This is a genomic window from Streptomyces sp. NPDC031111, assembly GCF_055570675.1.
In genome coordinates, this window is record NZ_JBVIGS010000013.1 from 126,638 (window position 1) to 144,537 (window position 17,900).

Consider the following 17,900-nt stretch of genomic DNA (forward strand, 5'->3'; position numbering starts at 1 on the left):
GGTGGGGCGGCGGCGGTGCGTGGGGCGCGGAGGGCGGCCGTGACCGTCAGTCGTTGAGCGCCAGTTCCTCGGCGAGGGCCTTGCTCAGCGCGTCGATCGTGGGGTTGTCCCACATGAACGTCGGGTCCACGGAGATGTCGAGGTGGTCTTCCAGCTCGGCGATGACGGACAGGGCGTAGAGCGAGTCGAGCCCGTAGTTGGAGAGCGGCACCGTGGGGTCGATCGTGTCGACCGGGCGTTCCAGATGGGTGGCCACGCAGTCGGTGAGCCAGCGGGCGAGGCTCTCGGCGGTGGGGGTCTCGAGGTCGGACTCGGGCATGGAGCTGTCCTTTTCGGAGAAGCGGGGACGGGTCAGGGGCGGTCGGGAAGCCGGCGTTCGGCCAGGTCGAAGGTGCGGGCGCCGTCGTAGCGGCGGACCAGGTCCGCGTACAGGCGCTGCTGGACGGCACCCGAGGGCTGCGGTGCGCGCCGGGCCGGCGTGGTGAGGATCCGGCCGGGGGCGGCCGCCGACAGCTCGGGGTCCAGGAGGGCGGTGACGGGCGGGGCCGTGACCAGTTCGGTGAACGGCAGGGGGCCGGGGGCCGGGCGCGGTCCCCGCGCCGGGGCGAACAGTTCCCGCTGGGTCTCGTTCAGCAGCAGCTGGAAGACGGCGGTTTCGCCCTCCCGGATGTAGAAGCGCGACCCCATCAGGACGGACAGGCGGTCGAGGGCGCCCTGGAGGACGCGCGGCACCAGCCCGAGCACCGCCTGCTCGTGGGCGCCCTCCCGGCCGGGCAGCGCGTCCTCGCCGCGGACCGCGAGGCCGGTCAGGACGTCGCACAGCAGCAGGTCGGCGTGGACTCCCGCGAGCACCTCCCGCAGATGGGGGATGTCGATGGCGGGCGCGCCGTACAGTCGGCGGCCCCGCAGGTGCCGCACCGTGACGCGGAGTGCCGAATCGAGGGCTCCGACGCAGGCTCCGACGGCCAGGGCCGTGGCGCGCGGTTCGTTGTCGGGGAGGTCCGCGCGGACGGTACGGCCGAGGCGGGGCGAGCGGCGGTACAGGGCGCGCAGCGCGTGCAGCCAGGCCTCGGGGGTGAGGTGCGCGCCCTCCGTGAGACCGTCGGGGAGCAGGTCCCCGTCCTGTGGACGGCCCGCCTCGCGTGCGGCCAGGATCGCTCCGAAGCCGTGGGGGTTGGCGGTGTCGTACGGGTCGCCGAGGTGCTGTTCGACGGCGTCGGCGGGGCCGGTGGGGGCGGTGACCGTGGTCATCGGGTCGTGCCCTCCAGGGGGTCGAGGAATGAGGGGAGCGTGCCGGGGGGTGCGGACAGCAAGGTGTCCGCGAGGACGTCGAGGGCGTCGCGGTCGACCTCCTCGACGGGTTCGCCGAGGTCGGTGAGGGCCTTCACCAGGCAGCCCCGCAGCCAGGTCTCGTCGACGCGGCCGGGCCGGCGCAGCCACAGGTGGAGCGTGGCCGCCGCGGCGAAGCACAGCTCGTACTGCTCGGCGAGCCCGAAGGCGTGGCCGGGCACGGCACGAGGGGAGTAGCGCACGGCCGCCATCCGTTCGTGCAGCCCGTCCGCGGCCCGCCGGAGCCCGTCCGCCAGGGCGGCGAGCCTGCCGGAGGCGTCCCCGGACGCCGTCAGCTCCCGGACGCGGTCCACGGCCGCCGGCAGTGCGGCGACGACGGAGGCGCCGGTACCGGAGAGCAGGCTGAGGGCCTCCGGGCGGAAGGGGCGCAGCGGGGCGTGGACGTCGGTCGCCTCGGTGAGGCCCTCGTCGTCCCGGCGGCCCTTGCGGTAGGCGCGGGCCAGTCGGGGGAACTGGTCGATCAGGGCGTTGCGGTTGACGAGGCTGCTGCCGTCGAAGATGCCGATGATGCGGTGGTCGCGCTCCAGTTTGGCGAAGCGTCCGTGCGGGTCGGCGTCGACCAGGCCGTAGGGGCCGAGGGTGTGGAGGAGGCGGGCCACGAGGTCGTCGACCTGGGCCGGTACGTACGCCTTGGCGACGGCGGAGACGACGCTCATCTCGCCGGTGAGCGCGTGCACGGAGCGCGTCGCGACCACTCCGGTGGCCTCCGCGAGCAGCAGACCGGCCACGGCCTCACCCAACTCGCGGCGGACGTACGGGATTTCCGCGAGGGGTGTGCCGTCGTCGTCGGTGGCGTCCGCGGTGAACCGGGCGGCCAGGTCGAGGGCGTGGTCGCCCGCGCCGAGGGACATGCCCATGCAGCCCGTGCGGGTCACGTGCAGGGCCTTGAGAATGATCTCGATGCCCTGGCCGGGCTCGCCGATGAGCGCGTCCGACGGCAGCAGCGCGTCGTGGAAGGCGAGGCCGCTGATGTCGGCGCCGCGGATCCCGTACGTGGGCACCTTCGGCAGCGGGGACAGGGCGCCGGGCGCGAGCCGCTCCTTGTCGACGAGGAAGAGGCTGAAGCCGCGCGGGCCGCCCTCCGGGTCGGTGCGGGCCAGGACGGTGACCAGGTCGGCCCGGGTGATGTTGTTGATCAGCCACTTCTCACCGGTGAGCCGCCAGCCGCCGCCCTCCCCGTCCACCGGGTGGGCGGTGACCTCGCCGGCCAGCAGGTCGCTGCCGTGGTGCCGTTCGGTCAGCGCGCAGGAGACGACCGCGCCCTCGCCGATCCGGCGGCCCAGCAGCGCCGCCCGGGCCGGGTCGCCGGCGATCCAGGTGGAGACGGCCCCGAGATACGTCTTGCCGTGGGCGGCCGCCACCGTCAGGTCCACCCGGGACACCGCCCGCAGCAGCCGCGTCACCATGCCGAAGTCGTCGAGGGCGCCGCCGTGTTCGGTGGGCACGTAGTAGCGGGGCAGGCCGAAGTCGTCGAGGGCGCGGCACGCCTCGGTGGGGAAGGCCTCCCGCTCGTCGAGGGCGGCGAGCCGCTCACCCGAGAACGGGCCTCCGGGGGCGGCCAGTTCGCCGAGGAGACGGGTCAGTTCCGCGAGGGGGGCGGCCACGGGGGCGGCCGGGGTCGTCGTCGTCATGCCGGTGCCTGCTCGCCGGTCGTGGCCATGGGCCGCAGAGGGGGCTGGTAGTCCGCGTACGTCGGCTCCAGCGCGCCGGCCCGGAAGAGGTCGCGCATCGCCGACCGCTGGATCTTGCCGCTGGTGGTGCGGCGCACTCCGCCGGGCCGCAGCAGCAGCACGGCTCCGACGGGGGCGCCGAACTCGCGGGCGACGGTGAGCCGCATGTCCGCGGCGAGCTCCCGCAGCCGCTCCTCGTCCTTGATGCCGCGGACCTCGTGCGTGACCACCAGCACGTCGTCCTGGCCCTGTCCGCCCGCGCCGGGGACGGCGAAGCAGGCGCCGACCAGGTTGCCCAGCTCCGGCCGCTGGACCCGCAGTTCGTGCTCGATGTCCTGCGGGTAGAGGTTGCGGCCGCGCAGGTTGAGCACGTCCTTGATCCGGCCCGTGACGTAGAGCTCGCCCTCGTGCAGGGCCCCGAGGTCGCCGGTGCGCAGGTAGCCGCCGTCGCCCTCGGCGGTGGTGGCCCGGAACTCGGCCTCGTTGGTCGCCTCACGCCCCCAGTAGCCGTGCCCGACGACGGGGCCGCGCAGCCACAGCTCCCCGACGGCGCCGTCGGGCAGGGTGCGCAGGGTGTCGGGGTCGACGACACGCACCTCGGTGCCGAACGGCGGGCCGCAGCTGACGACTTCCCGGCCGGACTCGTCGGCGGCGGTGGTGGGCCGGAACTCGTTGCGCTCGAGGGCGCCGGCGTCGACCCGCAGGCTGCTCGGCGGGCTGTCGACGGCGCCGGACACGAAGAGGGTCGCCTCGGCCATGCCGTAGCTGGGGGCGAGCGTCTCGGCGCGCAGCCCGTAGGGCGCGAACCGCTTCTGGAAGCGGTCGAGGACGGCGGACCGCACCGGTTCCGAGCCGTCGACGGCGTGCCGCCAGTGGGAGAGGTCGAGCCCCTCGGCCTGGGCGTCGGTGACCCGCCGGCTGCACAGCTCGTAGGCGAAGTCGGGCGCGGCGGAGTAGCGGATGTCGAACCGGTCGATCATGCGCAGCCACAGATGGGGCCGCTTGAGGAAGGTGCCGGGGCTCATCAGCACGGTGGCGGAGCCGAGCATCAGCGGCGTCATGATCTGGCCCATCAGGCCCATGTCGTGGAAGTGGGGGATCCAGCCGCCGGCGCGCATGGTGTCGTCCAGCTTCATGACCTCGGCGAGGTTGGCCGAGTTGTGCAGCAGATTGCCGTGGCTGATCATCACGCCCTTGGGGTCTCCGGTGGAGCCCGAGGTGTACTGGAGCACGGCGAGGGTGGAGTGGTCGGTGGGCGGCATCGTCCAGCCGTCGGGGCCGGGGCCGGCGCCGTCGTCGGTGGCCGTCAGGGGGAGACGGCCGAGCCCTTCCTCGGCGATCCAGTCCTCGACGTCGCCGCGGGTCGGGGTGTCGGTCAGGACGGCCGCGGCGCCCGAGTCGTCCACGATGCGCCGGACCCGGTGCCGCTCGTGGCGGTAGCGACCGGGCAGCGAGGAGGGAACCGCGACGACGCCGGCGTACAGACAGCCGAAGTACGCGACCAGGAAGTCGAGCCCGGCGGGGTACAGCAGCAGGGCACGCTCACCGGGTCCGATCCCGGACTCGTGCAGCCGTACGGCCAGACTCCGGGCCCGCGCGTCCAGTTCGGCATGGGTCAGCCACCGCGCCCCGTCCTCCCGGAGGGGATCCGTCACAAATGCCGCCGCCTCTTTTTCCGGCCGGTTTTCCGCATGCTGCCGGAGCACTGCGGTAACACTGGGGGCGGTGACGATTCCCGCCATATTCGTGGCCTGCCCTTCGTGGTCGCGAACGGGGTTTTCCGCGCGCCGAATCGGCACTGCCGTGACTTTCTACCGGCTCCCTCAGGGGTGGGGAAGGCGACTGACAGCAAACTGCACCCGCAGCCCGCCCGCCCCCCAGCAAGGGGGACAAAACACTCGTAAGGGCTGGCAGTTCGAGGGCGGCACGGCCAGTACCGGCCAGCCGATCCGCAGTTCGGGGCCCGCCCGCGGCAGTAGAGTCGAGGCCGGACCGCAATTCCGCAGAAGCTTCCAGCCGCCGAGTGCGCCGCGTTCCAGGGTGTTCGCACCCGGAACTTCCGGCACTCCCCGACTCCGGGATTCCGATGAATTCCATGCCTGGCATCCATATGCCTTCCGTGCTGGTCACCGGCACCTCTTCCGACGCCCACACCTGGAATCTCGTCTATCTCCAACTCCTTTTGGAGGAATGGGGCCACGACGTCACCAACCTCGGCCCCTGCGTCCCCGACGACCTGGTGCTGCGCTCCGCCGTCGAACTCCGCCCCGACCTGATCGTCGTCAGCAGCGTCAACGGCCACGGTCACCAGGACGGCCTCCGGCTGGTCCGCGCCCTGCGCCCCCGCCCGGAACTCGCCGGCACCACGATGGTGATCGGCGGCAAGCTCGGCACCGACGGGCTGCGCAACGTCGGCCAGGTGCGCCGGCTGCTCGCGGCGGGCTACGACCGGGTCTTCGACGACGGGGACGTGACCGCGTTCCGCGACCTGGTGTCCCGGTTGCCCGTCCGAGCGGTGTCGTGACGCAGGTGCCCTTCGGCGACTTCGTGGCCGCGGCCCGGGCCCGCGGCACACTCGTCGTCCAGCCCCGGATGGGGTTCAGCGACCCCCGGCGGATGCGCGAGGGCCTGGCCCGCACCCGGGCCGCCGACGCCGTCACCGTGGGGACGCTGACCCTGGACAGCTACACCCGGGTGCGCGACCTGGAGGCCGCCCGCAGGGCGCTGGCCGACGGTGTCACGCTCAACGGCTACCCGATCTGCACCCACCCCCCGGACACCACCCGGGCCGTGCTCGACGGCATCCACGACGCCTCCTTCCCCGTCCAGGTCAGACACGGCTCGTCGCGGCCCGAGCACATCGTCTCCGCGCTGCTCGGCCTCGGCCTGGACGCCACGGAGGGCGGGCCGGTCTCGTACTGCCTGCCCTACGGCCGCACCCCGCTGGCGGACGCGGTCGCCGCCTGGCGCACGGCCTGCGAGATGCTCGCCGCGCACACCGGGGACGGCCGGGTGCCGCACCTGGAGAGCTTCGGCGGCTGCATGCTCGGGCAGCTGTGCCCACCGGCCGTGCTGGTCGCGGTGAGCGTCCTGGAGGGCCTGTTCTTCGCCCGGCACGGCCTGCGCAGCGTGTCCCTGAGCTACGCCCAGCAGACCAGCCCGCAACAGGACCTGGAAGCGGTCGCCGCCCTGCAACGCCTCGCCGGGGAACTGCTCGGGCCCGTCGACTGGCACGTGGTGCTCTACGCCTACATGGGCGTCTACCCCCTCTCGCGCGACGGCGCGCTGAGCCTCCTCGAGGCGGCCGCCCGGCTCGCGGTGACCTCGGGGGCCTCCCGGCTGATCGTGAAGACCGCCGCCGAGGGGCACCGCATCCCCACCGTCGCCGACAACGTGGAGGCGCTGGAGACCGCCGCCCGCGCCGCGGCCACCACCCCCGCGCCGCCCCCCGGCCCGCCCGACGCGGACTCCGAGGTGTACGCCGAGGCCCGCACCCTCGTCCACGCCGTGCTGGACCTGCACGACGACGTGGGCACCGCCCTGCTGACGGCCTTCCGGCGGGGCCTGCTCGACATCCCCTACTGCCTGCACCCCGACAACGCGGGACGGGCCAGGAGCTTCATCGACCACGACGGACGGCTCCGCTGGGGGGACACCGGCGCGCTGCCCCTCGCCGGGGCGGCCGTGTCCGCCGCCCGCAAGGTCACGTCCGCCGATCTGCTCGCGGCGCTGTCCCGTGTGCAACGGGCCTACGACACCGGAGGAACCCCATGACCACCACCTCGCCGCCGCCCACCGCGCCGCTCACGGCCGCGCCGGCGCCGACCTGGCGGGGCAGCGGCCTCATGGCGCAGCTGCTGATCCTCACCGGCCGCTCGGTCAGGGCGAACTTCACGAACGTCAAGGTCGTCGTCCTCAGCATGCTCCAGCCGGTGTTCATGCTGCTGCTGCTCAGCGAGGTCTTCGGAGTCATCGTCGACCGCGGGCACCTGCCCGACGGCGTGGCCTACCTGGACTTCCTGCTCCCGGCCCTGCTGGTGACCACCGGAATCGGCCCCGCGGTCGCCTCCGGCATCGGCCTGGTGCGCGACATGGACAACGGGGCGGTGGCCCGGCTGCGCACCCTGCCGATCCACGCCCCGCTGCTGCTGTTCGCCCGCAGCTTCGCCGATCTGCTGCGCACCACCGCCCAGTTGGTGATGCTCGTCGTGGTGGCCGTGGTGTTCCTGGACGCCGATCCGGCGGGCGGCCCGTTCGGGCTGACGGCCGCGATCCTGCTGACCTGCGTCGTCGTCTGGGCGATGACCTGGATCTTCCTCGCGCTGGGGGCGTGGCTGCGCAACTCCGAGGCCATGCAGAGCGCCGGCTATCTGGTCACGTTCCCGCTGATGTTCGCCTCCAGCGCCTTCGTCCCCAAGGAGCGGCTGCCGGACTGGCTCCAGGCACTGGCGACGGTCAACCCGCTGTCGTACGCCATGGAGGCCAACCGCGCACTCGCCCTCGACCAGCCGCTCGGCACCCAGGTGTGGTCCGCGCTGGGCGCCGGTGTCCTGGTCGCCGTCGTCGGATCGATCACCGCCGTACGGGCGTTCATGCGCCCGCCCGCCTGAACCGCATCCCCCCGCGCCCGTCGACGGACGCGGCGCGCCCCCTCCGAGAGACGAAAGAGGCATCGCACCATGCCCGGAACCGGAACAGGCCCGCTCGTCCGCCTCGACGCGACCGAGGCGCCACCCGGAGCCGCCGCCGTCGAGTGGCTCACCGCCCGCCGCCCGGAGATCAGGGAGGCGGTCGCCCGCAACGGCGCCGTCCTGGTGCGCGGGCTGCGCCTGGACAACCGGGCGACCACCGTCGCGGCCGTCGGCCGGATCATCGGCGAACCCCTGATCGAACGCGAGGGGTTCGCGCCGCGCGACACCTACGGACAGGGCGTGTACTCCTCCTCGCACTGGCCGGCCGACCAGCCCATGTGCATGCACCACGAACTCAGTTACGCGCCGTCCGCCCCCAGGCTGATGGCGTTCGCCTGCCTCACCCCGCCGGCCGACGGCGGCATCACCGCGATCGCCGACAGCCGGGCCGTGCTGCGCGACCTGCCCGAGGACCTGGTCGCCCGCTTCGAGCGGCACGGCTGGCGGCTCACCCGCCACTACAACCCCTTCGTCGGCATCACCTGGCAGGACGCCTTCGGCACCGACGACCGCGCGGAGGTGGACCGCTACTGCGCCGAGCACGGCATCGAGGCACGCTGGGACGCCGACGGCGCGCTGCGCACCGTACAGACCCGCCCGGCCGTCGTACGGCACCCGGAGACGGGGGAGCGGTGCTGGTTCAACCAGATCGCGTTCCTCAACGAGTGGACGATGGCCCCGGAGGTCCGCGAGTTCCTCACGGCCGAGTTCGGCCCCGAGGGCCTGCCCTTCAACACGTTCTGCGGCGACGGCACACCACTGGACCGGGAGACCGTCGACCTGATCAACGAGGTGTACGAGAAGCACACCGTCCGCGAGCCGTGGCGGCGCGGCGACCTCCTCGTCGTCGACAACGTCCGCACGGCGCACAGCCGCGAACCCCACCGGGGGGAACGGGAGATCGTGGTCGGTCTCGGCGAACCGTTCCAGCCGTAACCGCACGCCAAAGCGAGGGGGCCGCACCCGGGTTCACGGGTGCGGCCCCTTTCGGTTCCGGTTCTGCTCAGGGTCAGTGGAAACTCAGCGTGCGGTACACCGTCACGTCGCCGGCCAGTTCCTGGCAGGCCTGCGCGGCGGCGGTGAGCCGGCCGTGGCAGTGCGGCGACGAGGTGTCCAGCAGGATCCCGAGCGTCGTGCCGCTGTGCCCGACGACCACGCCCAGACCGCCCACCTCGCGGCAGATCGCGATCATCGGCTCCAGTGACCACTTGTGCCGCAGCACCTGGTTCATCCGGGCGCTGGCGGTCGCCACCGCGCCGACCTCGGCCAGGTCCTGCCGGGCCACGGCGCCGCTGATCCGGTCCAGGAGCCGGGCGTACTCCCGCTTGTCCGCCGCCGTGAACGGCTTGGGGATGCTGTTGAAGTCGACCGTGTCCACCGCGCCGCCCTCGTCGATGCTGACCACCGCCATCGACGGCAGGGAGCCGAGCCGGGCGCGCAGCCGCACGCTGCGGTGGTGGAAGGCCACCACCGACCGGTACAGCACCCCGTCGGTCGGTTCGATCCTGGCGAGGTACGACTCGATGCGGCGCGGCGGCATCGGCTCCTCCAGGGCGTTGGCGACGGCGCGGGCCGTCGCCACCAGGTCCGCCGAGGAGCTGGCCAGTCCCTTGCCCTCGGGCAGTGTGCTGTCGATCTTCAGCACACCGCCCGCGGGCCGCCCCGCGTCCTCCATGATCATCGAAGTGAGCCGCAGGGCCTTCTTCTTGTGCGGGGGCCACACCTCCAGCGCGTCGGTGTGCGGGGTCACCTCGAAGCGGGCCACGGCCCACCGGGCGACGGGCAGGGTGACCAGGAAGTCGCCGTCCGCCTCCGGCAGGACGCCCTGGAGAAGCTCACCGAACGTGCCGAAGGCCGAGCTGACCCCGGTGGCGGCCACCCGGCGGTAGTCCGCGGGCAGCGTCCTCGTGTCGATCGTCGTCACCCTGGTCCTCCTAGTCCCGGTGCGCGGGCCTCGGGCAGTCGGCCCGCACCAGTGCGGCGGTGTCCGCCGGTCGTGTGCTGACGAAGTAGTGCCCGCCCTGGCCCAGCTCGTGGAGGGTCACCCGGTCGGAGACGAGCTTCCAGTCGCCGTGCCGCTCGTCGAACCGCGCCGTCGAGGCGTCGTCGCGGGCGACGACCACGTCGACCGGGGCGTCGATCCGATGGCTCCCGGAGTCCTCACGGATCCGGATCAGATGGCTGTTGGCGGTCAGTACGTCGTGCCGGTAGGCCCGTCCGACCACGTCGGCCCGTTCCGGCTTGAGCTCGTCGAGCTCGACGTACGCGTTGTCGGCGCGCAGCCGGTTCAGCAGGTCCCGGGTGTCCGCCTCGGAGACGTCCGCCATCTCCGCGCGCAGCGCCTCGGTGTCCTCCAGCAGCAGCGCGCCGACGAAGACCCGCTCGACGGGACGGCCCGCCTCCTGGAGCAGCCGGGCCGTCTCCAGCGCCGCGGCCGCGCCGGCGCAGTGGCCCCACAGCAGCACGGGCGTGGTGACCCGCTCGGTGATCTCGTCCCGGACCCGCCGGGCGATCTCCGGGACGTCCGCCATCGGCTCGTCGCCGCCCGCGAAGTCGTGACCCGGCAGCTCGACCCCGAGCACGGCGATGCCGTCCCGCTCCAGCTCGGCCGCCAGCGAGCGGAAGTTGACGGCGTTGCCGCCCGCGTAGGGGAAGCACACCAGGGTGCGGTGCGGATGCCGGGCGTTCGCCAGCGGCTGCAACAGGCCCTGTGCGGCGACCGGTTCACCGCCCCGTCCGCGCTCGTCGAGCACCGCCCCGAGGTCGGCGAGGACGGGATGGGCCACCAGGTCCTTCAGGGACAGCACCCGGTCCAGCTGCACCAGCAGCCGCACCGCGGCCAGCGAGGTCCCGCCCAGCTCGAAGAAGTTGTCCGCCCGGCCGATGCGCTCCAGCGGAACGCCCAGCACCTGGGCCCACAGCATGGCCAGCCGCTGCTCGGCGGGCGTGCTGGGGGCGGCGTAGGCCGCGCCGCCGTGGCCCAGGGTGCCGGCCAGCCGGACCAGGGCCTTCTTGTCGATCTTGCCGTTCTCGGTGAGCGGCAGCCGCTCCAGCCGGTGGAAGTACGTGGGGACCATGTACTCGGGCAGCAGCCCGGCGAGGAAGTCCCGGGCGCGCTCGGTGGTCGGCTCGGCGTCCGCCCCGGCACCCTCGCCGCCGCTGAAGAACGCCACGAGGTTGCGCTGCCCGTCGCCGGTGCCGTCGATGACGACCGCGGCCTCGCGGACGCCCGCCAGCCCCAGCAGCTTGTTCTCGATCTCGCCGATCTCGATCCGGAAGCCCCGGATCTTCACCTGCTCGTCCCGCCTGCCCAGGTACTCGATCCGCCCCTCGGGCAGCCAGCGCCCGAAGTCGCCCGTGCGGTACATCCGGGTACCGGGACGGAACGGGTCGGGCACGAACGCCTCGCGGGTGCGCTCCTCGTCGTTGATGTAGCCGCGGCCCACGCAGACCCCGGAGAACGCGATCTCCCCGGGCGAGCCGAGCGGCACCAGCGCCAGGTTCTCGTCGAGCACATAGGTGTTGACGTTGCGCAGGGACCGGCCGACCGTCACGAAGTCACGGTCCGGCACCCGGTCGAGGACCTCGTGCATGGTGTCGTCGGACACCTCGGTGGCGCCGTAGGCGTTGACCAGCTTGATGTCCGGGTACAGGGCGAACCACCGCTGCACCAGCTCGTACTTGAGGGCCTCCCCGGTGACCGACACCGTGCGCAGCGCCCCGAGCGGACGGGGGTGCTGCTCCAGGTGGGTGAGGAGCACCTCCAGATAGGAGGGGACGATCTGGATGACGGTGACCCCGCCCGTGACGATCTCGTCGAGGAAGCCGGCGACGTCGAGCAGGGCGTCCGTGTCGACGACGCGCACGCTGCCGCCGACCATCAGCGGCGCCGCGAACTGCCACAGGGAGATGTCGAAGCACTGCGAGGCGGTCTGGGTGACGACCTCGGCCGTCCCGTTCGTCATCTCCATGTCGTCAAGCTTCATATGGAGGTGGTTGAGCATGCCCGCGTGCTCGCACAGGGCGCCCTTCGGAGCGCCGGTGGAGCCGGACGTGAAGTAGATGTAGGCGGCCTGCCCGGGGGCGATCGGCACAGCCGGGGCCTCGTCGGAGACGCCGGACGCCTGGATCTCCGGCACGGACAGCACGGCCGGCGCGCGGCCGGTGAGTTCGCCCGCCCGGTCCGCGAGGGACGCGCTGCCGGGCTCGGTGAGCACGAACGCGCACTCGCTGCGCCTGAACTGGGTCGCCACCCGGTCGGCGGGGAAGTCGGGGCGCACCGGGAGGTAGACGCCGCCGGCCTTGAACACGCCGAGCGCCGCGGCGATCCAGTCGAGGGTGCGGTCCATGACCACGGCGACGACGTCCTCGGTGCGCACGCCGGCGTCCAGCAGCGCGTGGGCGATCCGGTTGGCCCGCCGGTCCAGTTCCCGGTACGTCCAGCGGGTGGAGCCGTGCACGGCGGCCACCGCGTCCGGCACCTCGCGCACCCGCTCCTCGAAGTGGTCCACGAAGGTCCGGTCCGTCAGCTCGACGCGCGGACCCGCGAGGCCGTACAGATGGGTGTCGACCTCCTCGTCCGACAGCAGGCTCCGGCCGTGGTGGGGCGCGGAGGCGTCCGCCGCGAGCAGGTGCAGCGCGCGCAGGTGGTAGCCGGCCAGCCGGCGGGCGTACCCCTCGTCGAGGTGGGCCCGGTCGTAGGCCAGCCGCAGCGACAGTCCGGCGGAGTCCCGGGTGAAGGCCGCCTTCAGCACGACGCCGTCGTCGAGGCCGGAGCGGTCGTCGGGGGACGTGGCGTCCGGCGCGAGGCCCGACAGGTCGAACACCACCTCGGGCCGGGCCTCCGCGCGGTGCGACGCGGCCAGCGCCGTGCCCGCGAGGGCGGCGAGCTCGGCCCAGGAGGAGTCCGTGACGGTCAGGCGCAGCGGCGTCTCGGCCCCGCCGGCCGCCGGGACCAGGCCGATGAGCAGGTCGGGTTCGGAGGCCACCGTCGCCAGGACCCGGGCGTGCGCGGCGAGCAGCACCGCCGGCAGCCCGGCACCGGTGTCGGCGGCGCGGTCCTCCAGCGCCCGGGTGAGCGCCGCCGGCAGCTCCTCCCGGTGCTCCGCCGTCCCGCGCTCGTCACTGCCCGGCATGGTCCATCTGGGGATTCTGGTGTACGTCTGCTGTGTGCGGTGCCCGCTCATCGGCCCCCGTTCCCTTCCTCCGGCGTCGCCGGTTCCTCCAGCTCGATCCTGATCAGTCGTGCGGCCAGCTCCGCGCGGGACGCCGCCTGCGCGGTACCGGTGCCCGTGGCGACCACACAGCCCAGACGGTCCTGGAACGAGTGCGTGATCCGCACCTGCCGGCCGACGACCGTGTTGGGCACGGCCACCACGACTCCCGGCGCCGCGCCCGCGTCGCCGATCCCGCCCACGGCCGTGACCCGTCCCTCGCCGGCCGCCATCACGAACCGCACGGCGGCATGGCCGGCCGGGGCCCCGGAGGCCGCGGGCGGTGCCGTGTCCTGGCCCGCGGCGCGGGCGATCACGGCGTCCACCAGGTCCGTCCCGGTCGCGGCCCGCACGGCGACGGGGATCATGCCGCCGGCGAGCCTGGGGTTGACCTCGATGACCACGGGACCGTCGGCGGACCGGCGGATCTCGGTGTGGGCGGCGCCCCAGCCGAGCCCGAGCGCCTTGAGGGCCGCCAGGGCCGTGTCGCCGAGTTCGGCGGTGGTCCCCGGGTCCACGGGGGCGGGGATGTCGTGGCCCGTCTCCACGAAGTGCGGCGCGGGGCCGGTGTGCTTGGCGACGACGGTGACCACGTCTCCGTCGAAGGTCTCGACGGAGAACTCCGGCCCGTCGACGGCCGCCTCCACCAGGATGCGGCCCGGCACGGCGTTGCCCCGCTCGTCCGTCGCCCGGTCGAGCAGCCGACGGGCCCACTCCTCGGTCTCCGCCCGGTCCCGGCACAGCCGTACGCCGTTGGAACCGGAGCCGCTCACCGGCTTGACCACCACCGGATGCCCGATGGCGTCGGCCGCCTCCACCGCCGCGGCCACCTCGGAGACCGCCGTCCAGGCGGGCACCGGCACCCCGTGGGCGGCGAGCGCCGCCCGCTGGAGGTCCTTGGCCCGGCAGCGGGCGATCGCGTCGCCGTCGGCCGCGGGCAGCCCGAGTCGGGCCGCCGTCCGGGCGGCGTCCGCCACGAAGTACTCGGAGCTGGAGGTGATCCCGGCCAGCCCGGCGTCCTCCGCCAGGCCCCGGCAGGCTTCCACCACGGCCTCGAGGTCCGAGGTGTCCAGGACCAGGGTGTCGACGGCGTCCTCGGTCACGTAGGGATACCGGCCGGCGTCCCGGGTCAGCAGCACCGGCCGCAGGCCCCGGGCCCGTGCCGCCGCGCAGAACTCCCGTCCCGTCCCGGTGGTGTTGCTCTCCAGAAAGGCGAACCAGCGGACCGCCGTACCGTTCATCGCTCTGCTCCCTTGTCCCCTGCGCCGGTCACGGCGGCGACCGCCGTGTCGAGGGCGCGTTCCGCCCGCGCCAGCCGGGCACGGTACCGGGCGAGCCGCGCGGAGTGCTCCGCGTGCCGCTCCCGGAGCTCCTGGACGACGTTGTCGCACGCCCCGGGGCCACCACCCCGGTCGTGCTCGGCGACGAGCTCGGCGAGCGGCGGGACGTCCGCGCTCACATCGGCCCGCAGGCCCTCCGGCAGCGTGATCTTCGTCAGCTCGGACTCACCGGCCTCGACGGCCTCGCGTACCGCGGCGCCCACCACATGGTGCGCGGTGCGGAACGGAACGCCCTGCCGCACCAGCCGGTTGGCGATCACGGTGGCCGTCACGAAGCCCTCCCGGGCCCGCTGCTCCATCCGCCGGCCGTCCGGGCGGGCACCGCTCACCAGCACCTGGGCCAGCAGCACGCTGTCGCGCACGGTGGCCAGCGCCGACCAGGCGCCGCCGACCGCCTCGGTGCCGACCTCGATGGAGTTGGTGAACGGCGTCGACTTCATGGCGGCGGCCGAGGCGGTCCACGCCCCCACGGCGGCCGCCGACTTGGCCTTCACATGCTCGAGCAGGAACGCGTTGCGCTTCTGCGGCATGGCCGAACTGCCGCCCACGAGCCGCTCGGGGAACTCCACGAAGCCGAACTCCTGGGTGCTCCACAGCTGAAGGTCGGTGGCGAGCCGGCTCAGGGTGAGCCCCGCCCCGGCCGCCGCCGCGAGGGCGCGCAGCAGCGTGTCCCGGGAGGCCACCGCGTCCATGGCGTGCAGCGGCGGCCCGTCGAAGCCGAGCAGTTCGGCCGTGCGGGCCGGGTCGATGGGCAGGTCCGTGCCGGACACGGCGCCGGCGCCGAGGGGGCAGCGGCTCGGCTCCTCGACGGCGTGCCGCAGCGCGTCGACGTCCCGGTCCAGCGCGGTCGCGATCCCGGCGAGGTAGTAGCCGTAGGTGACGGGCATCGCGGGCTGGAAGTGGGTGTAGACCGGCATGACCACGTCCCGGTGGGCGCGGGCGCGGGAGAGCAGTACGGCCTGGAGCCGCAGCAGTTCGCCGAGCAGGTCGGTCAGGTCGTCGCGCAGCCGCATCGCGGTGATGGTCGCCTTGATGTCGTTGCGGGAGCGGCCGGTGTGCAGTTTCCCGCCGACGTCCGTGCCGAGCCGCTCGATGAGGTGGCTCTCGTACATCAGGTACAGGCCGCGCGGCGCCGGCCGGTCGTACAACTCCCGGAAGCCGTCGGCGCGCAGGGCGGTGACGGCCCGCAGCAGGGCGGCGGCCGCGTCCCGGGGCAGCAGCCCGCACTCGGTGAGCATCACCACGTGCGCGAGGTCGATGACCGAGGTGTGCCCGAGTTCCCGGCGGATGTCGTCCGGCCCCGGTTCGCCGTAGACGACGCGTGCGGTGCGCGCGCCGAGCGTGCGGGTGAGCCGGCCGGTGCCGCTCATGACAGCACCGGGTCGGGGAGGGATCCGCCGGAGCGCGGCACGGTGCCGTGCACGTCCTCGTAGCTGCGCCGCCCCCAGAGCATCCGGGTCCAGCTGTCGCCGGCGTCGGCCGGCGAGTCGACCAGGACCGGCTCGGCGGGCGGCTGGGGCAGCGTGTGGCCGTTCTCGGCGAGCCAGGTGTCGTCGTACACGGTCGCCTGGTAGCGGTAGCCCTCGTCGGGGAGCATCACGACGCACAGTCCGTCGGGGTTGCGGTCGGCCCACCACTGGGCGGCCAGGTAGGCGGCGCCGCTGGTCGGCCCCTGGAACAGCGCGTGGGTGGCGTGCAGTCGCCTGGTGTACGCGTACGCCTCGGGCGCCGAGCACCAGTGCACCTCGTCGAAGGTGGAGTGGTCGAGGTTGGCAGGCCACAGGCTGTTGCCGAGGCCGCGCAGGGAGCGGGGCCCGTCGGGCTGGCCGAAGAGCACGCTGCGGTGGCTGTCGACGCCGATGGCCTGGGTGTGCGGGGTCAGTTCGCGCAGTCCGCGGGTGGTGCCGCACATCGAGCCGCCGGAGCCGACCGGGCCGACCAGGCAGTCCACGGTGCCGAGCGAGCGGGCGATCTGCTCGGCGACCACTCCGTAGGAGCGCGGGTTGTCGGGGTTGCTGTACTGCTCGGGGCAGAAGGTCGAGGGGAGTTCCGCGCGGATCTCGGCGAGCCTGCGCAGCCGTGCCTCCTGGTAGCCGCCGACCGGCGCGGGCTCCTGGCAGATCTCCACCGTGGCACCGAGATCGGTCAGTCTCCGGTACAGGTTGGCGTCGATCGCCGGGTCGCTGACGAGGATCAGCTCACGCTCCATGAGGGCGGACTGCATCGCCAGCGCGAGACCGAACGTCCCCGACGTGGTCTCCACGATCACCGTGCCGGCCTCCAGCTCGCCCCGGGCGTGGGCGCGCCGCAGGATGTAGCGCGCGGGCAGCAGCTTCATGAGGGAGAAGACAGCGCCGTACAGGTTGGGGCCGAGCCGGACGAGACGCGGCATCATCGTCGCCTCGGTGATCGAGTGGTACGTCGGCGTGATCGCCGTCATGAAGGGCTCCCTGAAGGATCAAGACCGTCGTTGGTGGTGCGGGGTGAAGTCCCGTGGGGCGCCGCGCCGTTCGCGGACCCACCGGCGTACCCGCGCGGTCCACGGCACGGTGGCCCGGGGTGCGCCCGGCGGCGCGGCGGGGCTCGGGCGGGCGTCGGTCAGCCTGCTGATGGTCCACAGATTCACTGGTGCGGCTCGGGTTCGAGGCGGGGGAGGCGCCGGTGCTCAGGAGGGGACCGGGACGTCGGCGCGCTGTTCGGCGAGAGCCAGATAGACCTCGTCCAGTGTCGGTTCGGACAGGGAGATGCCGGTGATCTCCACTCCGGCGGCGTCGAACGCCCGGACCGCGGCGGCCAGTCCGATGGATCCCTCCACGGCGGCGGTGACCGTGCCCGCGGGTTCGCCCGGACCGGGTTCGAGACCCGCCGCGCGCAGGGCGTTCAGCGCGGCGGCCGTGGCGCTCGGGTCGGCGAGGGTGGCCCGGACCGTGCTGCCGCCCAGTCGTTCCTTGAGCTGGGCGACCGTGCCGTCCGCGATGCACCGGCCCCGGCCGAGCACCATGACACGGTCCGCCAACTGCTCGGCCTCCTCCAGGTACTGGGTCGTCAGCAGCACGGTGGTGCCCGTGCCCACCACCTCACGGACGAGGTCCCACAGGGCGTTGCGGCTGACCGGGTCGAGCCCCGTGGTGGGTTCGTCGAGGAAGAGCACCTGGGGGTGGCCCACGAAGCTGCTGGCGAGGTCGAGGCGGCGGCGCATGCCTCCCGAGTACGTGCCCGCGGCCCGGTCGGCCGCCTCGGTCAGCGCGAACATGTGCAGCAACTGCTCGGCGCGCGCCGCCGCCTCCCGCTTGCCGGCTCCGAGGAGCCGGGCCACCAGCAGCAGGTTGGCGCGGCCGGTGAGGCTCTCGTCCACCGCCGCGAACTGGCCGGTCAGGCCGATGCGGCGGCGCACGTCCCGAGCCTCTCGCACCACGTCGAATCCGGAGACCCGCGCCGTTCCTTTCGTAGGCGGCAGCACGGTGGCGAGAATGCTCACCAGTGTGCTTTTACCCGCCCCGTTATGACCGAGCAGACAGAGCACGCGCCCTTTTTCCATCCGAAAGCTGATGTCGTCGAGTGCCCGGGTGGCACCGAACGATCTGCCCAGCTCCGTCGCTTCGATCATCACGTCACTCATCGATGCCGTTCCTCGCA

Annotated in this window: 14 protein-coding genes; 4 read left to right on the plus strand and 10 right to left on the minus strand. The window is 73.5% G+C overall.

The features are described from left to right. Window positions 1-46: 46 nt before the first annotated feature. From ACZ470_RS25835 to ACZ470_RS25850, 4 genes are read right to left on the minus strand one after another with little or no spacing between them, the layout of a single operon-like run. Entirely contained in the window at window positions 47-319 is a 273-nt protein-coding gene (locus ACZ470_RS25835) for an acyl carrier protein (RefSeq protein ID WP_468430865.1), read from the minus strand. Window positions 320-351: 32 nt separating this feature from the next. Then, window positions 352-1,251 (minus strand): hypothetical protein, encoded by a 900-nt coding sequence (locus ACZ470_RS25840; protein ID WP_468430866.1) that lies wholly within the window; start codon window positions 1,249-1,251, stop codon window positions 352-354. Further along, window positions 1,248-2,981, minus strand: coding sequence for an acyl-CoA dehydrogenase family protein (locus ACZ470_RS25845; protein WP_468430868.1), 1,734 nt, complete (start codon window positions 2,979-2,981; stop codon window positions 1,248-1,250). Before ACZ470_RS25845 ends, ACZ470_RS25840 begins: the two co-directional genes overlap by 4 nt. After that, window positions 2,978-4,762: a fatty acyl-AMP ligase gene (locus ACZ470_RS25850; RefSeq protein ID WP_468430870.1), complete on the minus strand. Its 1,785-nt coding sequence runs from the start codon at window positions 4,760-4,762 to the stop codon at window positions 2,978-2,980. The genes ACZ470_RS25845 and ACZ470_RS25850 overlap by 4 nt, the downstream gene beginning before the upstream one ends. A gap of 353 nt (window positions 4,763-5,115) precedes the next feature. Here ACZ470_RS25850 and ACZ470_RS25855 point away from each other — a divergent pair, with 353 nt between their 5' ends. The 4 genes from ACZ470_RS25855 (at window position 5,116) to ACZ470_RS25870 (ending at window position 8,647) form a co-directional block, all read left to right on the plus strand. Then, entirely contained in the window at window positions 5,116-5,544 is a 429-nt protein-coding gene (locus tag ACZ470_RS25855; RefSeq protein WP_468430871.1) for a cobalamin B12-binding domain-containing protein, read from the plus strand. Continuing rightward, a complete protein-coding gene (locus tag ACZ470_RS25860) occupies window positions 5,541-6,794 on the plus strand; it encodes a methylaspartate mutase (RefSeq protein ID WP_468430873.1) in 1,254 nt (417 codons plus the stop codon). Before ACZ470_RS25855 ends, ACZ470_RS25860 begins: the two co-directional genes overlap by 4 nt. Then, window positions 6,791-7,630 (plus strand): ABC transporter permease, encoded by an 840-nt coding sequence (locus ACZ470_RS25865; RefSeq protein WP_468430874.1) that lies wholly within the window; start codon window positions 6,791-6,793, stop codon window positions 7,628-7,630. The genes ACZ470_RS25860 and ACZ470_RS25865 overlap by 4 nt, the downstream gene beginning before the upstream one ends. Window positions 7,631-7,699: 69 nt before the next feature. Next, complete coding sequence (locus ACZ470_RS25870; RefSeq protein WP_468430876.1) at window positions 7,700-8,647, plus strand: TauD/TfdA family dioxygenase; 948 nt, start codon at window positions 7,700-7,702, stop codon at window positions 8,645-8,647. A 73-nt stretch (window positions 8,648-8,720) separates the two neighbouring features. Here the strand turns inward: ACZ470_RS25870 and ACZ470_RS25875 are convergent, their stop codons facing one another. The 6 genes from ACZ470_RS25875 to ACZ470_RS25900 all read right to left on the minus strand — a co-directional run bounded on the left by ACZ470_RS25875 (window position 8,721) and on the right by ACZ470_RS25900 (window position 17,883). Further along, complete coding sequence (locus ACZ470_RS25875) at window positions 8,721-9,635, minus strand: GHMP family kinase ATP-binding protein (RefSeq protein WP_468430878.1); 915 nt, start codon at window positions 9,633-9,635, stop codon at window positions 8,721-8,723. A gap of 10 nt (window positions 9,636-9,645) precedes the next feature. Beyond that, window positions 9,646-12,897 (minus strand): non-ribosomal peptide synthetase, encoded by a 3,252-nt coding sequence (locus ACZ470_RS25880; protein WP_468430880.1) that lies wholly within the window; start codon window positions 12,895-12,897, stop codon window positions 9,646-9,648. Next, the gene (locus ACZ470_RS25885; RefSeq protein ID WP_468430882.1) at window positions 12,894-14,165 is read right to left on the minus strand and encodes an ATP-grasp domain-containing protein; all 1,272 of its coding nucleotides are present in this window, start codon (window positions 14,163-14,165) and stop codon (window positions 12,894-12,896) included. The genes ACZ470_RS25880 and ACZ470_RS25885 overlap by 4 nt, the downstream gene beginning before the upstream one ends. Continuing rightward, window positions 14,162-15,634 carry an argininosuccinate lyase gene (gene argH, locus ACZ470_RS25890; RefSeq protein WP_468430883.1) on the minus strand — a complete coding sequence of 491 codons (1,473 nt, stop codon included), beginning with the start codon at window positions 15,632-15,634 and terminating at the stop codon, window positions 14,162-14,164. The genes ACZ470_RS25885 and argH overlap by 4 nt, the downstream gene beginning before the upstream one ends. Beyond that, complete coding sequence (locus tag ACZ470_RS25895) at window positions 15,631-16,704, minus strand: cysteine synthase family protein (protein WP_468430884.1); 1,074 nt, start codon at window positions 16,702-16,704, stop codon at window positions 15,631-15,633. Before ACZ470_RS25895 ends, argH begins: the two co-directional genes overlap by 4 nt. Before the next feature lie 225 nt (window positions 16,705-16,929). Next, window positions 16,930-17,883 (minus strand): ATP-binding cassette domain-containing protein, encoded by a 954-nt coding sequence (locus tag ACZ470_RS25900; RefSeq protein WP_468430885.1) that lies wholly within the window; start codon window positions 17,881-17,883, stop codon window positions 16,930-16,932. Window positions 17,884-17,900 lie beyond the last annotated feature (17 nt).